At 65.5% G+C, this 18,213-nt stretch carries 20 protein-coding genes and 1 tRNA gene; 8 read left to right on the forward strand and 13 right to left on the reverse strand.

Going from position 1 to position 18,213, the window contains the following annotated elements; genetic code table 11:
• The gene (locus tag Q0743_RS08380) at positions 1–573 is read right to left on the reverse strand and encodes a hypothetical protein (protein ID WP_298241091.1); all 573 of its coding nucleotides are present in this window, start codon (positions 571–573) and stop codon (positions 1–3) included.
• Between the two features lie 393 nt (positions 574–966).
• Here Q0743_RS08380 and Q0743_RS08385 point away from each other — a divergent pair, with 393 nt between their 5' ends.
• Positions 967–1,626, forward strand: a complete 660-nt coding sequence (locus Q0743_RS08385) for a peroxiredoxin (protein ID WP_298241092.1) — start codon at positions 967–969, stop codon at positions 1,624–1,626.
• Between the two features lie 69 nt (positions 1,627–1,695).
• On the opposite strand, the gene Q0743_RS08390 is transcribed toward Q0743_RS08385, so the two are convergent.
• Positions 1,696–3,426: a Cache 3/Cache 2 fusion domain-containing protein gene (locus Q0743_RS08390; protein ID WP_298241093.1), complete on the reverse strand. Its 1,731-nt coding sequence runs from the start codon at positions 3,424–3,426 to the stop codon at positions 1,696–1,698.
• 169 nt (positions 3,427–3,595) lie between these two features.
• On the opposite strand from Q0743_RS08390, the gene Q0743_RS08395 reads away from it, so the two are divergent.
• Together Q0743_RS08395 and Q0743_RS08400 are read left to right on the forward strand one after the other, a co-directional pair.
• On the forward strand, positions 3,596–4,987 hold the full coding sequence (locus Q0743_RS08395; RefSeq protein WP_298241166.1) for a deoxyribodipyrimidine photo-lyase: 1,392 nt from the start codon (positions 3,596–3,598) through the stop codon (positions 4,985–4,987).
• A gap of 65 nt (positions 4,988–5,052) precedes the next feature.
• The gene (locus tag Q0743_RS08400) at positions 5,053–5,364 is read left to right on the forward strand and encodes a histone (RefSeq protein WP_298241094.1); all 312 of its coding nucleotides are present in this window, start codon (positions 5,053–5,055) and stop codon (positions 5,362–5,364) included.
• 82 nt (positions 5,365–5,446) lie between these two features.
• On the opposite strand, the gene Q0743_RS08405 is transcribed toward Q0743_RS08400, so the two are convergent.
• Together Q0743_RS08405 and Q0743_RS08410 are read right to left on the reverse strand one after the other, a co-directional pair.
• Positions 5,447–6,319, reverse strand: coding sequence for a DMT family transporter (locus Q0743_RS08405; protein WP_298241095.1), 873 nt, complete (start codon positions 6,317–6,319; stop codon positions 5,447–5,449).
• 98 nt (positions 6,320–6,417) lie between these two features.
• A complete protein-coding gene (locus Q0743_RS08410) occupies positions 6,418–6,864 on the reverse strand; it encodes a hypothetical protein (RefSeq protein ID WP_298241096.1) in 447 nt (148 codons plus the stop codon).
• Positions 6,865–7,158: 294 nt separating this feature from the next.
• On the opposite strand from Q0743_RS08410, the gene Q0743_RS08415 reads away from it, so the two are divergent.
• On the forward strand, positions 7,159–7,422 hold the full coding sequence (locus Q0743_RS08415; protein WP_298241097.1) for a hypothetical protein: 264 nt from the start codon (positions 7,159–7,161) through the stop codon (positions 7,420–7,422).
• Between the two features lie 30 nt (positions 7,423–7,452).
• Here the strand turns inward: Q0743_RS08415 and Q0743_RS08420 are convergent, their stop codons facing one another.
• Complete coding sequence (locus Q0743_RS08420) at positions 7,453–7,914, reverse strand: host attachment protein (protein ID WP_298241098.1); 462 nt, start codon at positions 7,912–7,914, stop codon at positions 7,453–7,455.
• A 39-nt stretch (positions 7,915–7,953) separates the two neighbouring features.
• On the reverse strand, positions 7,954–8,364 hold the full coding sequence (locus tag Q0743_RS08425; RefSeq protein WP_097658981.1) for a DUF3775 domain-containing protein: 411 nt from the start codon (positions 8,362–8,364) through the stop codon (positions 7,954–7,956).
• 239 nt (positions 8,365–8,603) lie between these two features.
• Here Q0743_RS08425 and Q0743_RS08430 point away from each other — a divergent pair, with 239 nt between their 5' ends.
• The gene (locus Q0743_RS08430; RefSeq protein ID WP_298241099.1) at positions 8,604–8,891 is read left to right on the forward strand and encodes a hypothetical protein; all 288 of its coding nucleotides are present in this window, start codon (positions 8,604–8,606) and stop codon (positions 8,889–8,891) included.
• Positions 8,892–9,349: 458 nt separating this feature from the next.
• Positions 9,350–10,315, forward strand: coding sequence for a helix-turn-helix domain-containing protein (locus Q0743_RS08435; protein ID WP_298241100.1), 966 nt, complete (start codon positions 9,350–9,352; stop codon positions 10,313–10,315).
• Between the two features lie 70 nt (positions 10,316–10,385).
• Here Q0743_RS08435 and Q0743_RS08440 read toward each other — a convergent pair.
• The 3 genes from Q0743_RS08440 to Q0743_RS08450 all read right to left on the reverse strand — a co-directional run bounded on the left by Q0743_RS08440 (position 10,386) and on the right by Q0743_RS08450 (position 11,887).
• Positions 10,386–10,462 (reverse strand) — tRNA-Arg (locus Q0743_RS08440).
• Between the two features lie 153 nt (positions 10,463–10,615).
• Entirely contained in the window at positions 10,616–11,158 is a 543-nt protein-coding gene (locus Q0743_RS08445) for a hypothetical protein (RefSeq protein WP_298241101.1), read from the reverse strand.
• Positions 11,159–11,317: 159 nt separating this feature from the next.
• Positions 11,318–11,887 carry a hypothetical protein gene (locus Q0743_RS08450; RefSeq protein WP_298241102.1) on the reverse strand — a complete coding sequence of 190 codons (570 nt, stop codon included), beginning with the start codon at positions 11,885–11,887 and terminating at the stop codon, positions 11,318–11,320.
• A gap of 176 nt (positions 11,888–12,063) precedes the next feature.
• Here Q0743_RS08450 and Q0743_RS08455 point away from each other — a divergent pair, with 176 nt between their 5' ends.
• The gene (locus Q0743_RS08455; RefSeq protein WP_298241103.1) at positions 12,064–12,450 is read left to right on the forward strand and encodes a VOC family protein; all 387 of its coding nucleotides are present in this window, start codon (positions 12,064–12,066) and stop codon (positions 12,448–12,450) included.
• A 38-nt stretch (positions 12,451–12,488) separates the two neighbouring features.
• Here Q0743_RS08455 and Q0743_RS08460 read toward each other — a convergent pair whose 3' ends face one another.
• Positions 12,489–12,986 carry a hypothetical protein gene (locus Q0743_RS08460; protein ID WP_298241104.1) on the reverse strand — a complete coding sequence of 166 codons (498 nt, stop codon included), beginning with the start codon at positions 12,984–12,986 and terminating at the stop codon, positions 12,489–12,491.
• Between the two features lie 257 nt (positions 12,987–13,243).
• Between Q0743_RS08460 and Q0743_RS08465 the strand changes: the two genes are divergently transcribed.
• Positions 13,244–13,597 (forward strand): GrlR family regulatory protein, encoded by a 354-nt coding sequence (locus tag Q0743_RS08465; RefSeq protein ID WP_298241105.1) that lies wholly within the window; start codon positions 13,244–13,246, stop codon positions 13,595–13,597.
• Here Q0743_RS08465 and Q0743_RS08470 read toward each other — a convergent pair whose 3' ends face one another.
• From Q0743_RS08470 to Q0743_RS08480, 3 genes are all read right to left on the reverse strand, one after another.
• Positions 13,598–16,285, reverse strand: a complete 2,688-nt coding sequence (locus tag Q0743_RS08470) for a PAS domain S-box protein (RefSeq protein WP_298241106.1) — start codon at positions 16,283–16,285, stop codon at positions 13,598–13,600. It abuts the gene before it with no gap.
• Between the two features lie 120 nt (positions 16,286–16,405).
• Positions 16,406–17,320 (reverse strand): DMT family transporter, encoded by a 915-nt coding sequence (locus Q0743_RS08475; RefSeq protein ID WP_298241107.1) that lies wholly within the window; start codon positions 17,318–17,320, stop codon positions 16,406–16,408.
• Between the two features lie 77 nt (positions 17,321–17,397).
• Entirely contained in the window at positions 17,398–18,213 is an 816-nt protein-coding gene (locus Q0743_RS08480; RefSeq protein ID WP_298241108.1) for an NUDIX hydrolase, read from the reverse strand.

An 18,213-nucleotide genomic window follows, 5' to 3' on the forward strand; every position in this document is an offset into this window, starting at 1 on the left:
TTACATGCCGATGTCGAAGACAGCAGGCAATTGGCCCGCCAGGGGCAGCGCGGTGGCGCCGAGGAAGGTCGCCACCATCGCCATCAGGCGACGGTTGTTGTGGCGCTTGCCGCGCATCTGGCCGGCGATCCACTCCAGCATCTCGCTGTTGACCTTGGAGGCATAGGACGGCGCCCAGCTCTCGATGTCGGTCTCGGCTGACAGCGCGACGCTGCGCGGCGGCACCTTCAGGCCCGAGGCGCTGGCGGCATAATGGGCAACCGCCTTGGCGAGCAAATCGTCGAAGCGGCCGCCATCGGTGCGCTCGGTTGCAGCCTCGTTGATCTCGAACAGGGCTTCGGCCTCGGCGCGGCTGACCGGCTGATCGTTGACGGCGGTGGCCGTCAGGATGCGCGTGCACCAGGCGGTGTCATCGGCGTCGAGCGAACGGGAGAAGTGCACCCTTCCCTTGGTGGTCGGGCCTTCACCGGTGATGACGCCGTCGCGCACGATGGAGAGCGCATGGGCCGCGGTATCGCGGCAGGACGGTTCGAGGGACGAGGACTCGACAGATTTAGGCGCAGCGGCAGACATAGTTCACTTCCAGATTTCTTCTGACCGGTCAGCATTTTCATGCCGACGTAAAGGGGTGGTTAACGATTCGATATGGGGATCGCGACTTTTCCAGATGGTTGCCAATTGGTCGCTGTCAGAACCGTTTTGGTTCTGGGACGCACCGGGCGAGCGTGATGGAAGTCATAAAAGGCATAATCGGGGCGAGCGAGACCGTATGACCCCGGAGGGAGCTGTTTCGCCGCAGCTGTCGCCGTAACAATAAGTTGCTAGAAATTCGTCCCTTCAAGGAAGGAATTCACATTTTACTTCAACCAGTTCAGTTGCCGTTCACTTAGCCTCGCAAGACCCCTATATTGAGGCGGACGACAAGACACGAATTTCCCAGCAGATTCAATGCGATGAGGTAACATCATGACACTTCCGATCGGCGCCACCGCACCCGACTTCGAAGCCGAGACCACCGAAGGGAAGATCAAGTTCCACGATTGGATCGGCAACAGCTGGGCGCTCTTGTTTTCGCACCCCAAGGACTTCACGCCGGTTTGCACCACCGAGCTCGGCGCGCTCGCGAGGCTGAAGCCGGAGTTCGACAAGCGCGGCGTCAAGCTGATGGGCCTCTCGGTCGATCCGGTCGACAACCACGCCCGCTGGTCGGAGGACATCAAGGAGACGCAGGGCGCAGCGCCGAACTATCCGATGATCGGCGACACCGATTACAACGTCTCGAAGCTCTACGGCATGCTACCGGCCGCGATCTCGGGCGATCCCCTCAAGCGCACCGCCGCCGACAACCAGACCGTCCGCAACGTCTTCGTCATCGGGCCGGACAAGAAGATCAAGCTGGTGCTGGTCTATCCGATGACCACGGGGCGGAACTTCCAGGAGATCCTGCGCGTCATCGACTCGCTGCAACTGACCGCCAAGCACCGCGTCGCGACCCCCGCCGACTGGACGCAGGGACAGGACGTCATCATCGCGGGCTCGGTCTCCAACGACGAGGCCAAGACGATCTACCCGCAAGGCTGGAAGGAGCCGAAGCCCTACATCCGCATCGTGCCGCAGCCGAAATAACAACACACTGTCATTCCGGGGCGGTCCTTCGGACCATCCCGGGATGACGAGGCTAGATCACGCCCTACCTTACGCCGCCCGCACGCGGTCGAGGAAACCGTCGACCTCGGCCTTCAGATGCACGCTCTCGCCCGACAGGGCCTGGGCCGAGGCGAACATCCGGCTCGAGGTCTCGCCGGTCTCGTTGGCGCCTTGCGCGGCCTGGCGGACGTTGACGGCGACATCGGCAGTGCCGGAAACCGCCGCGCGGACGCTCGCCACGATATTGTGGGTCGCGCTTTTCTGCTGCTCGACCGCGGCCGAGATCGAGCCGGCGATGCCGCTGATGCGCTCGATGGTCTGGCTGATCGCCTTGATGGCGACGACCGATTCCTCGGTCGCAAGCTGCATGCTGGCGATGTGGTTCGAGATTTCATCGGTCGCTTTTGCGGTCTGGCCCGCCAGCGTCTTGACCTCCTGGGCCACCACCGCAAAACCGCGACCGGCATCGCCCGCGCGCGCAGCCTCGATGGTGGCGTTCAGCGCCAGCAAATTGGTCTGCTCGGCGATCGAGGTGATCAGCTTGACGACGTCGCCGATCCGCGCGCCGGCTTCGGACAGCTGTGCGATGCGCTGGTCGGTCGCCTCCGCCTGCTGCACCGCTTCGGCCGAAATCTGGTTCGATTCCTCCACGCGCCGGGTGATCTCGGAGATCGATTGAGACAGCTCGTCGGAGGCCGAGGCCGCCGAACGCACGTGCTCGGAGGCATTTTCGGAGGCGCCGGCGGACTGCGCCGACAGGTCTGCGGTGGAGCGTGCGACGTCGGTCAGTTGCCGTGCCGCGCGCTCGAACTCGCCAGAGGAGGTCAGCACCTTGTCGAGGATGCCGCCGACGCTGCCACGGAACTCCTCGACGAAGTTGCGCAGGTCGGATTTGCGCTGCTCGGCGGCTGCAGCCGAGGCCGCCGCCTGCTCGCTGCGCAGGCGCGCCCGCTCCAGCGAATTGCTCTTGAACACCGCGACGGTGCGGGCGATCTCGCCGATCTCGTCGGCGCGATCCTCGCATTCGATCGCGACGTCGCTCTGGCCGTCGGCAAGCGCGGTGAGCGAGCGCGTGACCGAGGTGAGCGGCCGGGTGACGCGGCGGACGATCAGCAGCGTCAGGACCAGCACCAGAAGCGCGGCAAGGCCCGCAGCCACGGCCATGCTCTGGATCGCATGCGACAGCATGTTCTCGTACTGGATCATGGGAATGCCGACATAGAGAATGCCGACGACCTTGCCGCTCGCATCCGCAACCGGGAAATAGGCGGTCATGAACGTCTTGCCGAACAGCACGGCCGGTCCCTTGTAGGCCTCGCCACGGCGCAGCGACGCCTGCCCGGGATGATCGGCGGCGAGCTGGGTGCCGACGGCGCGGTCGCCATTTTCCTTTTTGACGTTGGTGGAGCGGCGGACGAACTGGCCGCTGGCATCGTCGAACACGAACAGGGTCGCATTGCCGCCGACATAGGACACCGCGCGATCGACGATGGCGTGGTCCGTGAACTCGGGCATCTTGGGGATCTCGGCGCGCACCACCGCGCCGTCCCGCATCGTGATCTTGGCAGCCGGAACGATCTCGCTGAAGGCGAGCGCCAGGGTGCGCAGATTGACCTCGATGTCGCGCAGCGCGCGATCATTGAAGGCCGAGGTGAGCGACCAATAGCCGGCGCCGACCACAAGCGCCGTATTCACGGCGATCAGCAGCACGGCGCACAGTACGGCCTTGGTGCCGAGTTTGAACTGCGGCAGGATCTTTGCCGTTGAAAAGCTGGACATGAATGGGAATCTCTCCGTAATTCCTGCAAAATAATGCAGGCGGCTTACGGTCGCATTAACGAGGGTTCACGCCGCCGGCCGCGGCATGCTTTCCAAATTGTAAACGAGGCCTCGCCTGACCAAGCCAAGTGCCCCACCCGTCATCGTCTGGTTCCGCGACGATCTTCGCCTGTCCGACCACCCCGCCCTGCACGCTGCCGGCAAGAGCGGCGCGCCAGTGGTCTGCCTTTACGTCCTCGACGACAGCGTCGCCCGCCCGCCCGGCGGCGCGGCGCGCTGGTGGCTGGCGCAGTCGCTGCGCGCGCTCGGGGCCGAGATCGCCGCGCGCGGCGGGTCGCTGGTCCTGCGCAGGGGACTGGCGGCCAAAATCATCCCTGAGCTGGCGCGCGAGAGCGGCGCCCGCGCCGTCCACTGGAACACGATCGCGCAAGTGCCGCATCAGGCGGTTGAGAGACAGCTCGAAGCGGCACTGGCAAGGCTCGGCGTCGACCCGCAAGGCTTCCCCGGCGACCTCCTCGTCCAACCCTCGGCGATCCGCACCAAGGAAGGTCGGGGCTTGCGCGTGTTCACCCCGTTCTGGCGGCGGGTGCTCTCGCTCGGCGATCCGCCAAAGCCGCTGCCTGCACCGAAGGAGCTGCGCCCGGGTCCGAAGGTCGCCAGCGACGAGTTGGAGAGCTGGACACTCGAGCCGGCCAAGCCGGATTGGGCGGGCGGCCTGCGCGAGACATGGACCCCGGGCGAAGCCTCCGCCCGTGCGCGCCTGCGCGACTTCCTCAAGCACACCTCGCGCGCCTATGTCGGTGACCGCGACCGCCCGGACCGGGAGGGCACCTCAAGCCTGTCGCCGCATTTGCGGTTCGGCGAGCTCAGCCCGCGCCAGGTCTGGCACGCCGCGCGGTTCGCCGCGGACGAAGATCCGGCACTCGGGCCGGGTGTCGAAAAATTCCTCAGCGAGCTCGGCTGGCGCGAGTTCTGTCGCCACCTCCTGCACGATCATCCCGACCTCGCCACCGAAAACCTGCAATCGAACTTCGATGGCTTCCCCTGGAAGCGCGATCCCAAGGCGCTCGCCGCCTGGCAGTGCGGGCGCACCGGCTATCCGATCGTCGATGCCGGACTGCGCGAACTCTGGCACACCGGTGTGATGCACAACCGCGTGCGGATGGTGGTGGCGTCCTTCCTGGTCAAGCACCTCCTGATCGACTGGCGCGATGGCGAAGCCTGGTTCTGGGACACGCTGGTCGACGCGGACGCCGGCAGCAATCCCGCCAATTGGCAATGGGTCGCCGGCTGCGGCGCCGACGCGGCGCCCTATTTCCGCGTGTTCAATCCGATTCTCCAGGGCGAGAAGTTCGATCCGGATGGAACCTACGTCCGGCGCTGGGTGCCGGAGCTGAAGGACCTACCGGCCAAGCTGATCCATCGGCCGTGGCAGGCAACGCCGATCGAGCTTGCGAGCGCAGGCGTCACGCTCGGCAAAACCTATCCGCAGCCGATCGTCGATCATGCCAGGGGACGCGAGCGCGCGCTCGCCGCCTACGCCAAGATCCGCAGAAGTTGAGCGCTGCTTTGACACGATTTCGAAACTCGCTATCGTCATCGCTCCAATCAACCACGGGGGACGATATGGACGACGATAAGCCGATCACCGAACAGGCGATGGAGACGATCACCAGCGCCGTCGAAGCGACCAAGGACGCGGCGGTCACCGCCGTCAAGAAGGTCAGGAAAGCCGCCAAGAAGGTCGCGAAGAAAGTAGCGCCAAAGAAGGCCGCCAAGAAGAAGGCCGCGAAGAAGTCTTCGAAGAAGGCCGCCAAGAAATCCTCGAAGAAGGCGGCCAAGAAGACCGCGAAGAAGACCGCCAAAAAGGCTACCAAGAAAACTGCCAAGAAAACTGCAAAGGCAAAAAAGAAGAAGGCCAAGAAGGCGAAGCGCTGATCGGGCGCGCGAGACCGGGTCTCCGGATGCGAGCGCGTCCGGAGATCAGCGCGGCGACGCCCACCCTCGCCGCCCCGTCCGCCTAGGCGCGCCGGTTGACGACGAACACCGCGCCCGCGCACATCGCCATGCCGGCGATCGCCAGCGCGTCGAGCGTCTCGCCGAACAGCATGTAGGCCATCAGCGCGGTCACGGCCGGCACGAGATAGAACAGGCTCGCCACCGAGGTCGCCGCGGCGTGGCGGATCAGCCAGTAGAGCAGCCCGATCGATCCGATCGAGAGCGCCACCGCGAGCCAGGCGAGCGCGAGCACGAACTCCTGCGTCCAGTGCACCACGCGGTCTTCGAACAGGAAGGCGCCGGTCGCGAAGAAGATGGTCACGGCGACATATTGCACGAGATTGCCGGCGCGCCAGTCGATCTGGTTGCAGTAGCGGCGCTGATAGAGCGTGCCGAGCGTGATGCTGATCAGCGACACCACCGAGGCGAGCCAGCCGAGCCCGGCCTCCCCGGTCATGGGCCGGTTGTGCAGGATCATCACCACGCCGCCGAGGCCCAGCAGGAGGCCGGCCCATTGCACCGGCGTCACCCGCTCGCCGAGCCAGCGGTTGGCGATGGTCGAGGTCAGGATCGGCTGCAGGCCCGGGATCAGCGCGGAGAGCCCGGCCGGAATCGAATGGGCGATCGCGATCGCGGTGCCGCCGAGATAGAAGCCGTGGACGAGGATGCCGGCGACCGCGCTGTGCGCGATGCCGGTGCCATCGGGCCATTTCGGCCGCGCGACGCCGGCGATGATCGCCATCAGGACGACGACGATGGCCATGCGGATGGCCAGATAGGTCAAGGGATCGGCGTTGTTGACGACGTATTTGGTCCCGATGAATCCCGTGCTCCAGAGCAGCACGAACAGGATCGGCGCGGCGCGGGCAGTCAGGGCTTCTTGATTTTGATTCATTGCCGCCCTCATTGCCCCAGCGACGGCGATGCGGCAATGCGAATTTCGTCCGGGGCGATGCTGCGCTGCGACGGCGGATTGCGGCTCAGCTCAGCCGCTCACCATTCTTCCGGACAGGGGTCGATGATCTTCCAGAGCTCGACACCGTTCTTGATCTTCTTCATGTCGGTGGTGAGCCCGCCGTTGCGGCGGATCCAGTCCTTCACCTTATCGGGGTAGTAGGACATCAGGTCGGATGTCCCCTCGGAGCTGGTGACCTTGATGCCGAAGGTGAAGGCCTTGTCGTAATAGGCCTGGTGGAAGCCCAGGCTTGCGCGCGGCGTCACGCAGATCTTGTTCATCGGCACGATGCCGAGCACCAGCGTGCAGGCCGAATTGCAGATGCCGTCAATGATGACGCGCTCGCCCTTCTCGCGGACGCGCTTGTACTTGGCCTTGTACTCCTCGACATAGCCGCCGTGGTCGCGGGTAATATGCAGCTCGGCCCGCGCCGGCGTGACGGCGGCGAGGCAGAGCAACAGCAGGCTCAAAAGCGTGATGCGCATGGCGAGGTGACGGCGAAAGCCTTCAGGAATGCACCGGCCTCGAAGGAGCCCCCCAAAAGGCCGGCGACAGGATTCTTAACCGAATACTCTTTGGTCATACTTGTGTGGGGAATTCGTTAAGCATCCCGAAAAGGCCAAAAATGGGCAGACCTGGAGGGCCCCTCCGGCAATTCTGTCACACCCACCCGGGAATCTGCGGGATCGACCCGGATTTCCGGGGGCCGGACGGGTGCCCCGGGGGATCGAAATGGCTATAGATGGCGAACCAATTCGCGCGGGTTCCGGAGAATCGAGATGAGCAAGTTGACGCTTGTAGCCGCGGTTGCTGCCCTGTCGGCCGCAATCCTAGCCCCTGGCCTGGCGGAGGCGCGGGGCCATCACCGGTATCACCGCGCTTACGCCAATCCGCTGCCCTACCCGATCAGCTATGTCCACAATTACGGGCCCGGCCTCACCCCCGGCACCTTCGCCTTTTACGACGGCCCGTCGACCAACCATTGCTACCAGAGCGCGGCCGGCTATGTCGGCCAGGACCGCCGCCGGCACCCCTGCTACTGAGGGCCGGCAGCGCGTCCTCTGCGGGCGTCCCTATTTGGCGGCGCCCGACATCAGCAATTGCTTCTCGATCTCGTAGACCGGCAGCTTGACGAGGTCCTTGCCGACCTCGTTCTGGATCGCCTTGCGCACGACGTCCGAATAATCGGCGCGGATCATGCCGAGCGCGCGCGGCGAGGCCACCATGGTCAGGGCCGTGGTTTCGCCCGAGCTGACGGCGGCATCGAGCCGGCCGGCAAGGCTCCGCAGGAAGGCACGCTCGGCCTCATCGTGCCAATCGGTCTGCTCGACCGAGCTCCGGGCGCCGCCGGCAGCGGCATGCAGGCGGCCCGGCGCGTCGGTCCCTTGCGCCGCGGTCGAGGGATTGGGCTGCTCGTGCACCTCCCTGGTGTGAAGGTTCGGAAACATCTCGTCACCGAGATTTTCCAGAATCAGCGCCTTGCGCCCGTCGCACACGACCAGCCAGTCACCCTTGTCGATTCTCATCTTATCCATTGCAACTCTCCTTGAAACTTGTGCGCGCCGCGGCCGGCATTACAGATGTTCTTCGAATTCCTCGAAGGACTTGCCGAACTGCGCCATCGCCTCCTCCAGATAGTCGGCGAGCATTGGCGTGCCGATCAGGTAGGACGCGGTGCGCTGGTTGTGGGCCTGCGCGGCCTGGGCGTGCAATTCGCGCCAATTGGAGAGATCGCCATCGCCGCGACCGAGCCAGGTCAGCGTCACGAGGTCGATCTGCTCGTCGACATTGAGATCGCGGATGAAGCCCGCGAGCTCCGCACGATCGGTGGTCTCGCCGCGCCCACCGCGGCCATAGCTGATGTCGTCGTCGCCGAAGTCCAGGATGACGCCACCTCCGGCCGCCTCGCTGTCGGAACGGCGCGATTTCGAAATGACGAAGAAGACTTTCTCCGGCGAGATCGACAGATTTGGAATGACTCGCATCCAGTTCACCTTGTCCGGCAGCAGGCCCCGCGCCGCTGCCACGCCAACAACACTAAGAGCCGAGGCACGCTTGCGAATTGCGCAGGATCAAGGTCCAGAGCACGGCATTGGCATGCAGCCAAAGCCGCTACCCGTCCGTATTTGCTGAAGATTTGTTCATCAGCATTACATTTCGGTTCCGCCACAATTTGATCAGAACAAGTCCGATATCGTGGATCGCGTCAGCGGAGGAAGACATCATGACTCGCAAGATCGGCCTCGTCGCCGCAGGCCTGTTCGGCGCCGTGTTCGGTGCCCTGGCGGCATCGTCGGCGGCGTCCGCCATGCCTATCGCGCCCGCGCCCGCAACACCTGACGTCGCCGGCGTCGAGCAGGTGCGGATGGTCTGCGACGCCTGGGGGCGCTGCTGGTGGCGCCCGAACTATTATGGGTATTACGGGCCGCGGCCGTATTACGGCCCCCGATATTATGGGCCGCGGCGCTATTACGGCCCGCGCTATTATGGCTACGGCTATCGCCGATGGTGACATCTGAAGGGGCCCTCCGGGCCCCTTCGCTTTTGCGAAATGAAGTCTCGCGCGATCGTTGCCGATTTGGCGCGATGCCAAGAACTGCCCTCCATCGGACTGATCTGGATCAAGGATGAGATCCGGTTACACCGTCATTCTACGGTGATGGTCGCGTTGTTCGTTTTCGATGCTCGCAGGCGGACCTGAACGTGCGGACGCATTTGGTTGAGCAGCGCCGCATGGCGCCTTGCGTCCGTTGCTTGTTCTCTCGGCGCGCGGCCGCGCTTCATCGACCTTGCCTCCGGCCAGCCGGTGAGCCGAGCTCGTTGACGATGGCATCGATCTGACGGACGTCATGGCATGATGTCCGCAATACTACGGCCTGAAATTCGATTTACTGCAAGGCGATGTTTCGCCATTGATGGCGGTACATCGACGTTCATTTGATTGTCACATTTCGGCAGCCGGCCAGATCCATGTTGTTCGACGCCCTCGCTCCATCCTCCGCGCTTCAACTGACCGGCTTTGCCGACGTCGATGCGTTTCGACCGATCGAGTCGATGGAGGACGCGAGAAGCATCCCGCTCGACGTCCCGAGCTTCGCCGCGGCCCGCGCGGTCGTCTCCCTGCCGGCGTGCCGTATCGTCGTGATGCGATCGTTCGCGCGCATCCTGGACACCGCTTACCGGATGCCGGGCGGCATGGTGCTCCTGTCCATGACCGACGATCTGCAGGTCAACTTCAAGGGCCTGGATCTCGACGCGCGTTTCTTCGTGACGCTTCGCGGCACCGAGGAATGCCATTTCGTCGAGCCCCAGACCAATCATCATGCGATGATCATCCTGTCCCCCGACCTGAAGGACCGGGGCTGGTTCGATCGCGCCGACGATTTGCGGGCCCATGTCGCCAACCGTCCCGCCCTGCTTCACATCAGGCAGCTCCTGCTCGACATCCTGCGAACCGCGTCGGTGCAACCGCTCCTGTTCCAGACCACCGAGGTGGCCGCCCATTTGCAGGAAGGTCTGCTGCTGGCGCTCGACGATTTGTTTCGGATCGATGCGACGTCCGATCGCACCGCCTCGATGCAGGGCGAGCGGTCCATCAAGCTGGTGCAGCGGATCGACGATTACGTTTCAGCCCATCCGACCGCGCCGATCTATACCGCCGATCTCGCCGGCGAGTTCGGCGTCTCGATCCGGACGCTCGGCGGCGCTGTCAGCAAGGTGCGGGGCATGAGCCTGCATCAGTATATTCGCCTCAAGAGGCTGTGGGCGACCCGCGCCCGCCTGCTCAGAGGTGGCGGCGCCACCGTTGCCACATGCGCGCGCGCCCAGGGCTTCCATCACATGGGCGAGTTTGCCGCGGCCTACCGTGCGACCTTCCACGAGGCGCCCTCGGACACGCTGGCACGCGGGCGGCAAAGCGGTCTTCGGGCCGGCTGACGGACGCGCAAGCCGGCGCGAGGGTGCCCCACATCAGCGAGAATTCGGAACATATCTCGAACAAGGTGGCTGGCGCGCTCGGAAGGATTCGAACCTCCGACCCTCGGAATCGAAATCCGATGCTCTATCCAGCTGAGCTACGAGCGCCCTGGCCCGGACACCGGGCCATCAACCGAGACGTACCCGACACTCCTGCTGGCGAGCCAGCAGGCCTGACGGTCCTCGGATGGGTTCGATTAGCAGAGCGGCCGACCAATAAAAAGCCCTCCCCGCCGTGTTCGAGGCGGATCGAAGGCGCTGTCACCAGGTCGTGTTGAAGAGCCCGAAATGCGGCTGCTGGGCGACCAGCATCATCGGCCGGCCCGGCTGCGGGGCCGGATGCGCCCTCACGACCTTGCGCCTGGGCTGAGCCTGCGGCGGCGAAGCCGCGGGCGTCTGCGCTTGAGCCTGATTCTGGGTCGGCTGGGCCTGGGCCTGCAGCTTGCCGTCGCTCTTCCTGGCGGCCTCGGCCTTCGGGTCCGGCGTGAACTGGGCGAATGTCTCGCGCACCCGCGCCTTCGCCGACATCTCGGCGAGCGCGGCCGACGCGCTGTCCTGAACCGGCGGCTGCGGTGCGACCACGGCGGCGGTCTTCACCACAGGCGGGACAATCGTGGGCTGGGTGGTATCGATCACGACACGCTCGGGCAGATGGCGGTCGGAGCGGATCCGGATCAGCGGCTGATCGTTGCTTGCGGTGGTGACCGCCTGCGCAACCGGCTGCGATGGCAGACTATAGTCGGCTGCGAATAGCAGTGCGAGCAAAGCTCCACCGACAAAGAGGAAATACCGAAAGATGGGCATGGGCCGCGCTCCGCCCCCCGCATCCCCGCGTGGGCTCTCCGCCCTCAACAGGCGATCTGCTAATTTGTTCCTGGCCCAGCCGTTCGGTTCAAATGGCGATGCGAGGTTTTTTGGCCAAGAACCGGAAAGGGTAACTTTTCCGCTACCGGTAAGCCGCCTTTACGCGCGGCGTGCAGCAACCAGCGAACATTTCGCCTGGTCGGCGTTCACGTTGACGAAGCCGACGGGGATGCGGGCAAAGGTCTTGCGGCTCTTCAAGGCGACTGAATCCGCCAGCACGCGACTGCGATCGGTGAGATGACTGCCGTCGCGCCGCGCAAAGGCGCAGACGATCTCGATATCCTTTACGGCATAGTCATTGTCGTTTCGCAGCGTGAACGTCACCAGCGCCTTCGAGCCAAGGCCACCGCGGCGCCAGGTCTGTGATGAAATCCGCAAGCGGCCGAGCTCCGCCATGGCTGGCACCTGAGCTTCCGAAGCCGCCGACGGCGCCGCCGGATCGGCGGAAGGTGCCGTCTCGACGGCCGCCAGCTCGGCCTTCACTGACTCGGCACTATTGCCCTTGGAGAGAGGAAGCAGCATCCAGACGCCGCAGCCGAGGATGATGGCGGCGAGCAGCCACAGAAGGCTGCGGCCAAATGAGACGCTGGCGATGGTCACGGCCCGCGCAAGTCGTTCGCCTGTTCCGGCGAAACGCCGCACCCCGATCCGGTCAAGCCTCGCGTTCATGACATCACCGATAGCGGCCGAAGCAGCGTCCGACGACGGACTGGGCCGCAGCTTACTTCAATCCACAAGACGACCTAAGGTTCCCGCGCAGTTGCGAATCGGCGCGAGCGGTAGCGGTCACCGGGTGGGGCCGCTAACATGCGCTGCAACATCAAGCCTCGTTGGGAGACCATGAAATGCCAATCGCCGTCACTTGGGATCACGTCCATCTGCGCAGCCCCGATCCGGAGGCCACCGCGGCCTGGCTGCGGGACATCCTCGGTGGCGAGGTCGTCCGCGCGCCGGGGCGGATCGACGTGAACCTCGGCGGCGCCAGGATCTTCATCGCGCCGCTCGAGGGCGACAGCGCCGTCAACCCGCCGCCTCCGCACCCGCATCAGGGCCTCGACCATTTTGGCCTGACGGTGAAGGACATCGATGCCGTCGCGGCCGAGATCAAGGCCAAGGGCGTCACCTTCACGCGCGAGCCGACCACGATCCGGCCCGGCGTGCGCATCTGCTTCATCCGCGGCCCCGAAGGCATCTCCATCGAGCTGCTCGAGCGCGACAAAAAATATACCTGAGGCGGCGTGAGCCTCGCCGGCTCTGCCGGCGAGCACGGCTACGTCATGCTACCGGGCATAAAGCAGCGGATGGTGACGCCCATGTAGCCGTAGATCGGCCACACCATGGTGCGCCCCACCCGGTTCGGCTCGGAGATCACGGCCTCGTCGGGGACCTCGACCCAAACGATCTCCTGGGGCTGGCCTTCGAGGCCGGTAGCATAGCGCGGCAGGCGGACACGATAGTGCCCGTCCTTGCTGTCCCAGTCCGCGTCCGAGAGCGCCGAACCGTCCGCATCGGAGCAGCACGGCCCCTTGCCGCTGCGCAGGCCGTCAAACCAGGCCTTCAGATCCGCATTGGTGTTGGCGAACTGGCCACGGTCGCGCGCGTGGCCGAAGGACGCTGCGAGCGCAACCAAGACCAGCGCGCCTGCCAGGCTGGTCGCACCTCGCCAGCGCATTGCGCTGCCGGAGCACCGTCGTTCGCTCTTGCAATTGGTGGGACGCGCACTGTTTAGACACGGCTCATCGCCGCCGGAATCGATCCAGTCGCTCATCGTCTTGCTCCAGCACCCCGCGGCCAGTGCATCAGTTGTTATGCATGTCTCGGGCCGATCCCGATTCGCAGGCGATCGGCCTCGCCGCATCATCAGGCCGTCACAAGAGCCCATGCACAAGTCGGGACAACTACGGCTCGCCCGGCGACGCCCTGCGGCCGCCCGGCAAACTGCCGCGTTGCGCCGGCGGTTGGGCTTTGGCATAAAAGCCGGACCGGTTACGCCATTGGGCGATGGCGGCCGGCCTACGGGACGTTATGAAGAACGGCCTCTATTCGATTCATGTGACCCTGCTCGATGGTCGAGTCGGCAAGGGCAGCGGCGTGATCCTTTTTCGCGACGGCAAGATTCTTGGCGGCGACGCCTACCTCTATTACACCGGCAGCTACGTGGTGAAGGACAGCACCACCTTCAAAGGCGAAGTGCTGGTGCAGCGGCACACCTCACCGCGGGGCGACGACAATCCGCTGTTCGGCGGCCCTGCTCCGGTCGGTATCGGTGTCAGCGGGACCTACACGGATACGCGCGCGGAGATGACCGGCACGGCGCTGGTCGGCAAGGCCAGCCTGATCTTCGGCGCCACCCTGCACAAGCTCGCCGAGGCCGACTAGCTATTCCGCAGCTTGCTCGAGCGGCGCCGTGCGCGGCAGGATGATCTGGATGCGCGTGCCGCCGCCCGGTTCGGAATCGAGATCGAGCCGCCCGCCGAGCCGGTTGGTGACGATGCTGTAGACGATGTGCAGGCCGAGGCCTGTACCGCCCTGATCGCGCCGCGTCGTGAAAAACGGATCGAAGGCACGCCGGCGGACGTCGAGCGACATGCCGCAGCCATTGTCGGAGAACAGGATCTCGACATTGTCCTTGCCGGACTCGCGCACCTGGATGTCGATCGTCCCCGGCCGGCCGTCCGGGAAGGCGTGCGCCACCGAATTGAGAAACAGATTGGTCAGCACCTGGCCGTACGGGCCGGGATAGCTGTTCATGGTCAGATCCGGCTGGCACTCGACGTTGAGCGTCAGATTGTGCTTGCGCAAGCCCGGCCGCAGACTCATCACCACCTGCTCGGTGAGGTCGCCGAGATCGAAGGTGCGCTGGTCAGAGTAGTTGCGGTCGGCCGCGACCTGCTTGAAGGACTGGATCAACTCGGCGGCGCGGTTGAGGTTGGAGACGAGCTGCGAGGACGCGTCGCGGCTGGTGTTGAGGAAATCGTTGAGCGTGGAGCGACGGAGCTCGCCACGCTCGACCTCCGAGGTAAACATCGCGGTCTTGCGCTCAAGCGCGGAGGCGACCGTGAGGCTGATGCCGACGGGATTGTTGACCTCGTGCGCGACGCCGGCAACCAGCCGTCCGAGCGCGGCGAGCTTCTCGGCCTCGATCAGCGAGGCCTGGGTCTCGCGCAGATTGCGCAGCGCGGTCTCGGCGGACTCCTTCGCCTTGCGCATCTCCTGCTCGCCGCGCTTGCGCTCGCCGATGTCGAGCGCGACGGTGACGATCCGCTCGATCTCGCCCTCGGCATCGAGCAGCGGCAGCTTGTTGACCAGCCATTGCCGCATGTTGCCGGAGGCGTCCTTGTACTCCTCCTCGTAGAAGCCGAGCCCCTTGCGGAGCTTGAGCACGCGCTTGTCGTTCTCGTCGGTCTTGGCCGCGCCATAGCGCGACATCAGGTCCGCGGTGGTGCGGCCGAGCGCGTCACCGGGCTCGATGCCGAAGATACCGGCCATGTAGCGGTTCATCAGCACATAGCGCAGGTCGCGGTCCTTGACGTTGATCACCGCGGGCACGGTGTCGATGACCTGCTGGAGCAGGCGCCGGCCCTCGGCGATGGCGTCTTCCGCCCGCTTCTGGTCGGTGATATCGCGCAGCGTGCCTTCGTAACGAACGATGTTGCCGGCTTCGTCCCGCACGCCGGTGGCGCTGTCGGACAGCCACAGGATGTCGCCGCTGCGCTGGCGCACCTGATACTCGAACTCGCGCACCATGCCGTCACGCGCCATCAGCCGCTGGTATTCGGCGCGCGCCTCGGGATGGACGTAGATGGTGTGGGCGATGTCGTTGATGCTGTCGATCAGCTGCTGCGGGCTGTCATAGCCCATCATCCGCGCCAGCGCCGGATTGGCGTTGAGGAGATCGCCGGCCGGCGTCGTCACATAGATGCCGTCGATCGAGCCTTCGAACAGCTTGCGATAGCTCTCCTCAGCCAGGCGCTGCTCGGTGAGCGCGCGCACCGCCGCCTCGCGCGCCGTGTCGGCTTCCTCCAGCGCGCGGCGGAACACTTCGGCGGCCCGCGCGATGTCGCCGATCTCGTTGTCGAGGTCGGCCGATGGGATCGAGGTGTCCTTCCGGCCCGCCGCGAGTGCGCGGATGGAGCGTGCGATCTGGGCGAGCGGACGGACCGTCCTGCGCACCACGAACAAGGCCGCGCCGATACCGATCAGGACGCCGATGCTGCCGAGCACGATGCTCTGCCATCGCGCTTCCGTCAGCGTCCGGGCAAAGTCGCGCGACAGCACGTGGCCGCGCCGGTCGCTGACTTCGCGCAGCAATTCGGTGACGCGGCCGATCAGCCGGCCTTCGGTCCCCAGCACCTCGCGGTCGATGTCGGCGATCTGCCGCTCGCGGACGGCCACGGCCATGATGGCTTCGGCGTAATCGTTCACCGCCGACCTCAAGGAGGCATCGCCGATGTTCAGTGCCCGCATGCTCTGGGCGGCCTGCTCGGCCGCGGACGGATTGCGCGCGAGCAACCCCAGCGCGATGCGGCTCTGCGCCTCCGACAGGCGCGAGGCCAGCTCGCGGTCGGCGGCGCCGGCGACGGCCCTGTCGAACTGGTCGCGCAGCGGCGGCAGGCCGGCGAGCAGCTGGGCGCGGCGGTCGATCAGGGTGGAGATCCGTTCCAGGCCCGTGCGGTAGGTCGCAAGCCGCTCGGTGACCCCGTCGATCATATCTTGCTGCTCGGGCGCGAGCTCGATGCGGGTCTTCTTCAGGATGTCGCTGAGCGTCGAGGCCGCTTCCCCGACCTGCTTGAACTGGATGCCGGCACCGGGATCGGTGACGAAATCGCGCGCGGCGAGGCGCAATTCGTTCATGCGGCGGTCGATGTCCTCGGCGAGGTCACCGACGCTCTGGAGCCGCTGCAGCTCGGCGAACGTCGTGTCGATGTGCCGGATCGCGATCACGCTCGCGGTGGAGGTGACGATGATCACGGCCAGCACCAACAGGAAGCTGCCGAAGGTGAGCTGGCCGATGGAGAGCGAGAAGATTCGCTTTTTCTCAGGGATCGGCGTCAATTCGGCGGACATTGGTGCGTTTACGGACCCGGGCTACTGGGGGCCCAATATACGACGTATTGGCGCCCGGGGGGAACATGCCCGGGGCGCGGAATATCCTTAATATGGCGGTCCTGGAGCCCCTTCAGCCGCCTATGACGGTTTGACGCTCGGCTGCGGCCGGGCCGGGATCGTCATGGCGGCGACGCCAAGGACGACGCAGGCAAGCCCGATCCAGGCGGTCCGGCTCAGGGTCTCGCCGAGGAAGGCGACGCTGATGGCAACCCCGATGGGGACGCGCAAATAGGCCTGCGCGGTGGTACCGACCGAGCCCAGGGTCTGGATCAGGCGGAAATAGATCGCGAATGCCGTGGCCGTCGAGAACACCGCGAGTGCGAGCAGCGCCAGCACGGAACTGAGCGAGGGCGACAGTGTCCAGGGCTGCTCGACCACGAGCGAGGCCGGGATCAGGACGGCCGCGCCGGCCAGCAGCGAGCCGGCGGCCGGCGCCATGGGATCGAGGCCTTTGAAGCTGCGGCCGAAGATCGCGGCACAGGCGTAGCAGACGGTGGCGGCGACGATGGCGGCTTCCGCAACGAGGCCGCTGCCGATGTCATGGAAGGCATCGGTGCCGACGATCAGCAGGATGCCGGCCATGCCGGCGACGACGCCGAACAGCTTTCGCGGGGTCGTCGCCTCGTGGCGGGTGACGATCGCGGTGAGCAGGAAAGTGAAGATCGGCCCGGCCGAGTTGAGGATGGTGGCGAGCGCGGCGTCGACATGGCGCTCGCCCCAAGCGATCAGCGTCCAGGGGATTACGCTGTTGAGCACGGCCTGGAATGCGAAGCGCTGCCAGGTCGCCGCATCAGTCGGCATCCTGACGCCCCGCGCCCACATGGCCAACAGCAGCAGCAGGCCGGCAATCGTCGTGCGGGCCGCGATCAGGGTGATCGGCGGAATGGTGGCGACACCGAGCTTGATGAAGGCGTAGGAGCCGCCCCAGAGCGTTGCGAGCGCGACCAGCAGCGCCAGCTCGCCAGCGATGTTGGTGTCCTGCCTTGTGTCCATCGCCCGCTCCGTCCTTCACGATGGACGGAACCTAGCGCGACCCCAGGCCTCGATACTTCGCCCAGCGTCGAAGTGTTCTAGCCGACTGCGCCGACCTCGAACACCTCTCCGTCATAACCGGCTTCGCGGGGGATGCGGAGCTGGCGGCCGGTTTCGGTCTTGGTCATGACCGGCATCACCGTGACGATCGACAGGCCCCTGGCGTGCTCCAGCGCGTCTTTGACGCTGCCCTGCTTGGCGAGGCGGATCAGATTGCGCGTGGTCGGGAACGGCAGCTTGAAACGGCCGCTCTCGCCGCCCTCGACCGCCTCGCGCGCCGAGAGCCAGATCGAATCGGTGGACTCGCGGCCGTCATGGGCGCCGAGCTGGTCGGGCGGTGCGGCCGCAAGGAAGAACCAGGTGTCGAAGCGTTTGGGCATCCCCTCCGGCGTGATCCAGTGCGCATACGGCACCAGCGTGTCGAGCGCGAGCTGGAGGCCGTTGTCCTCGAGGATCTTCAGGAAGCTGATTTTGTGCTCGTTGAGCGCAACGCGATGCGCGTCCGCGATCTCGCCGGCACGCCTGGCATCAACAGCCGTGCCCGTCCCCTTCGCGCGCGCCAGCAGGATGCCGCTCTCTTCGAAGGTCTCTCGGATCGCGGCAATGCGAAAGCCGCGATCGGATTCGCTCAAGGCTTCACCGCCCGAATACAAATCGGCACGGGCGACGATCTCCTTGTCGCCGGCATCGACGCTGCCGCCGGGAAACACCAGCGCGCCCGAGTTGAACTCGATCTGATGATGGCGGACCATCATGAAGATCTCGACTTCGCCGCGGTCCCGGCCGTCGGCCTGCGCGCCGTCGCGCAGCAGGAGGATCGTCGAGGCCGGGCGTGATGCTGATGTCTCGGCCAT

Origin of the sequence: uncultured Bradyrhizobium sp., assembly GCF_936943645.1 — a bacterium.
Lineage (GTDB): Bacteria > Pseudomonadota > Alphaproteobacteria > Rhizobiales > Xanthobacteraceae > Bradyrhizobium.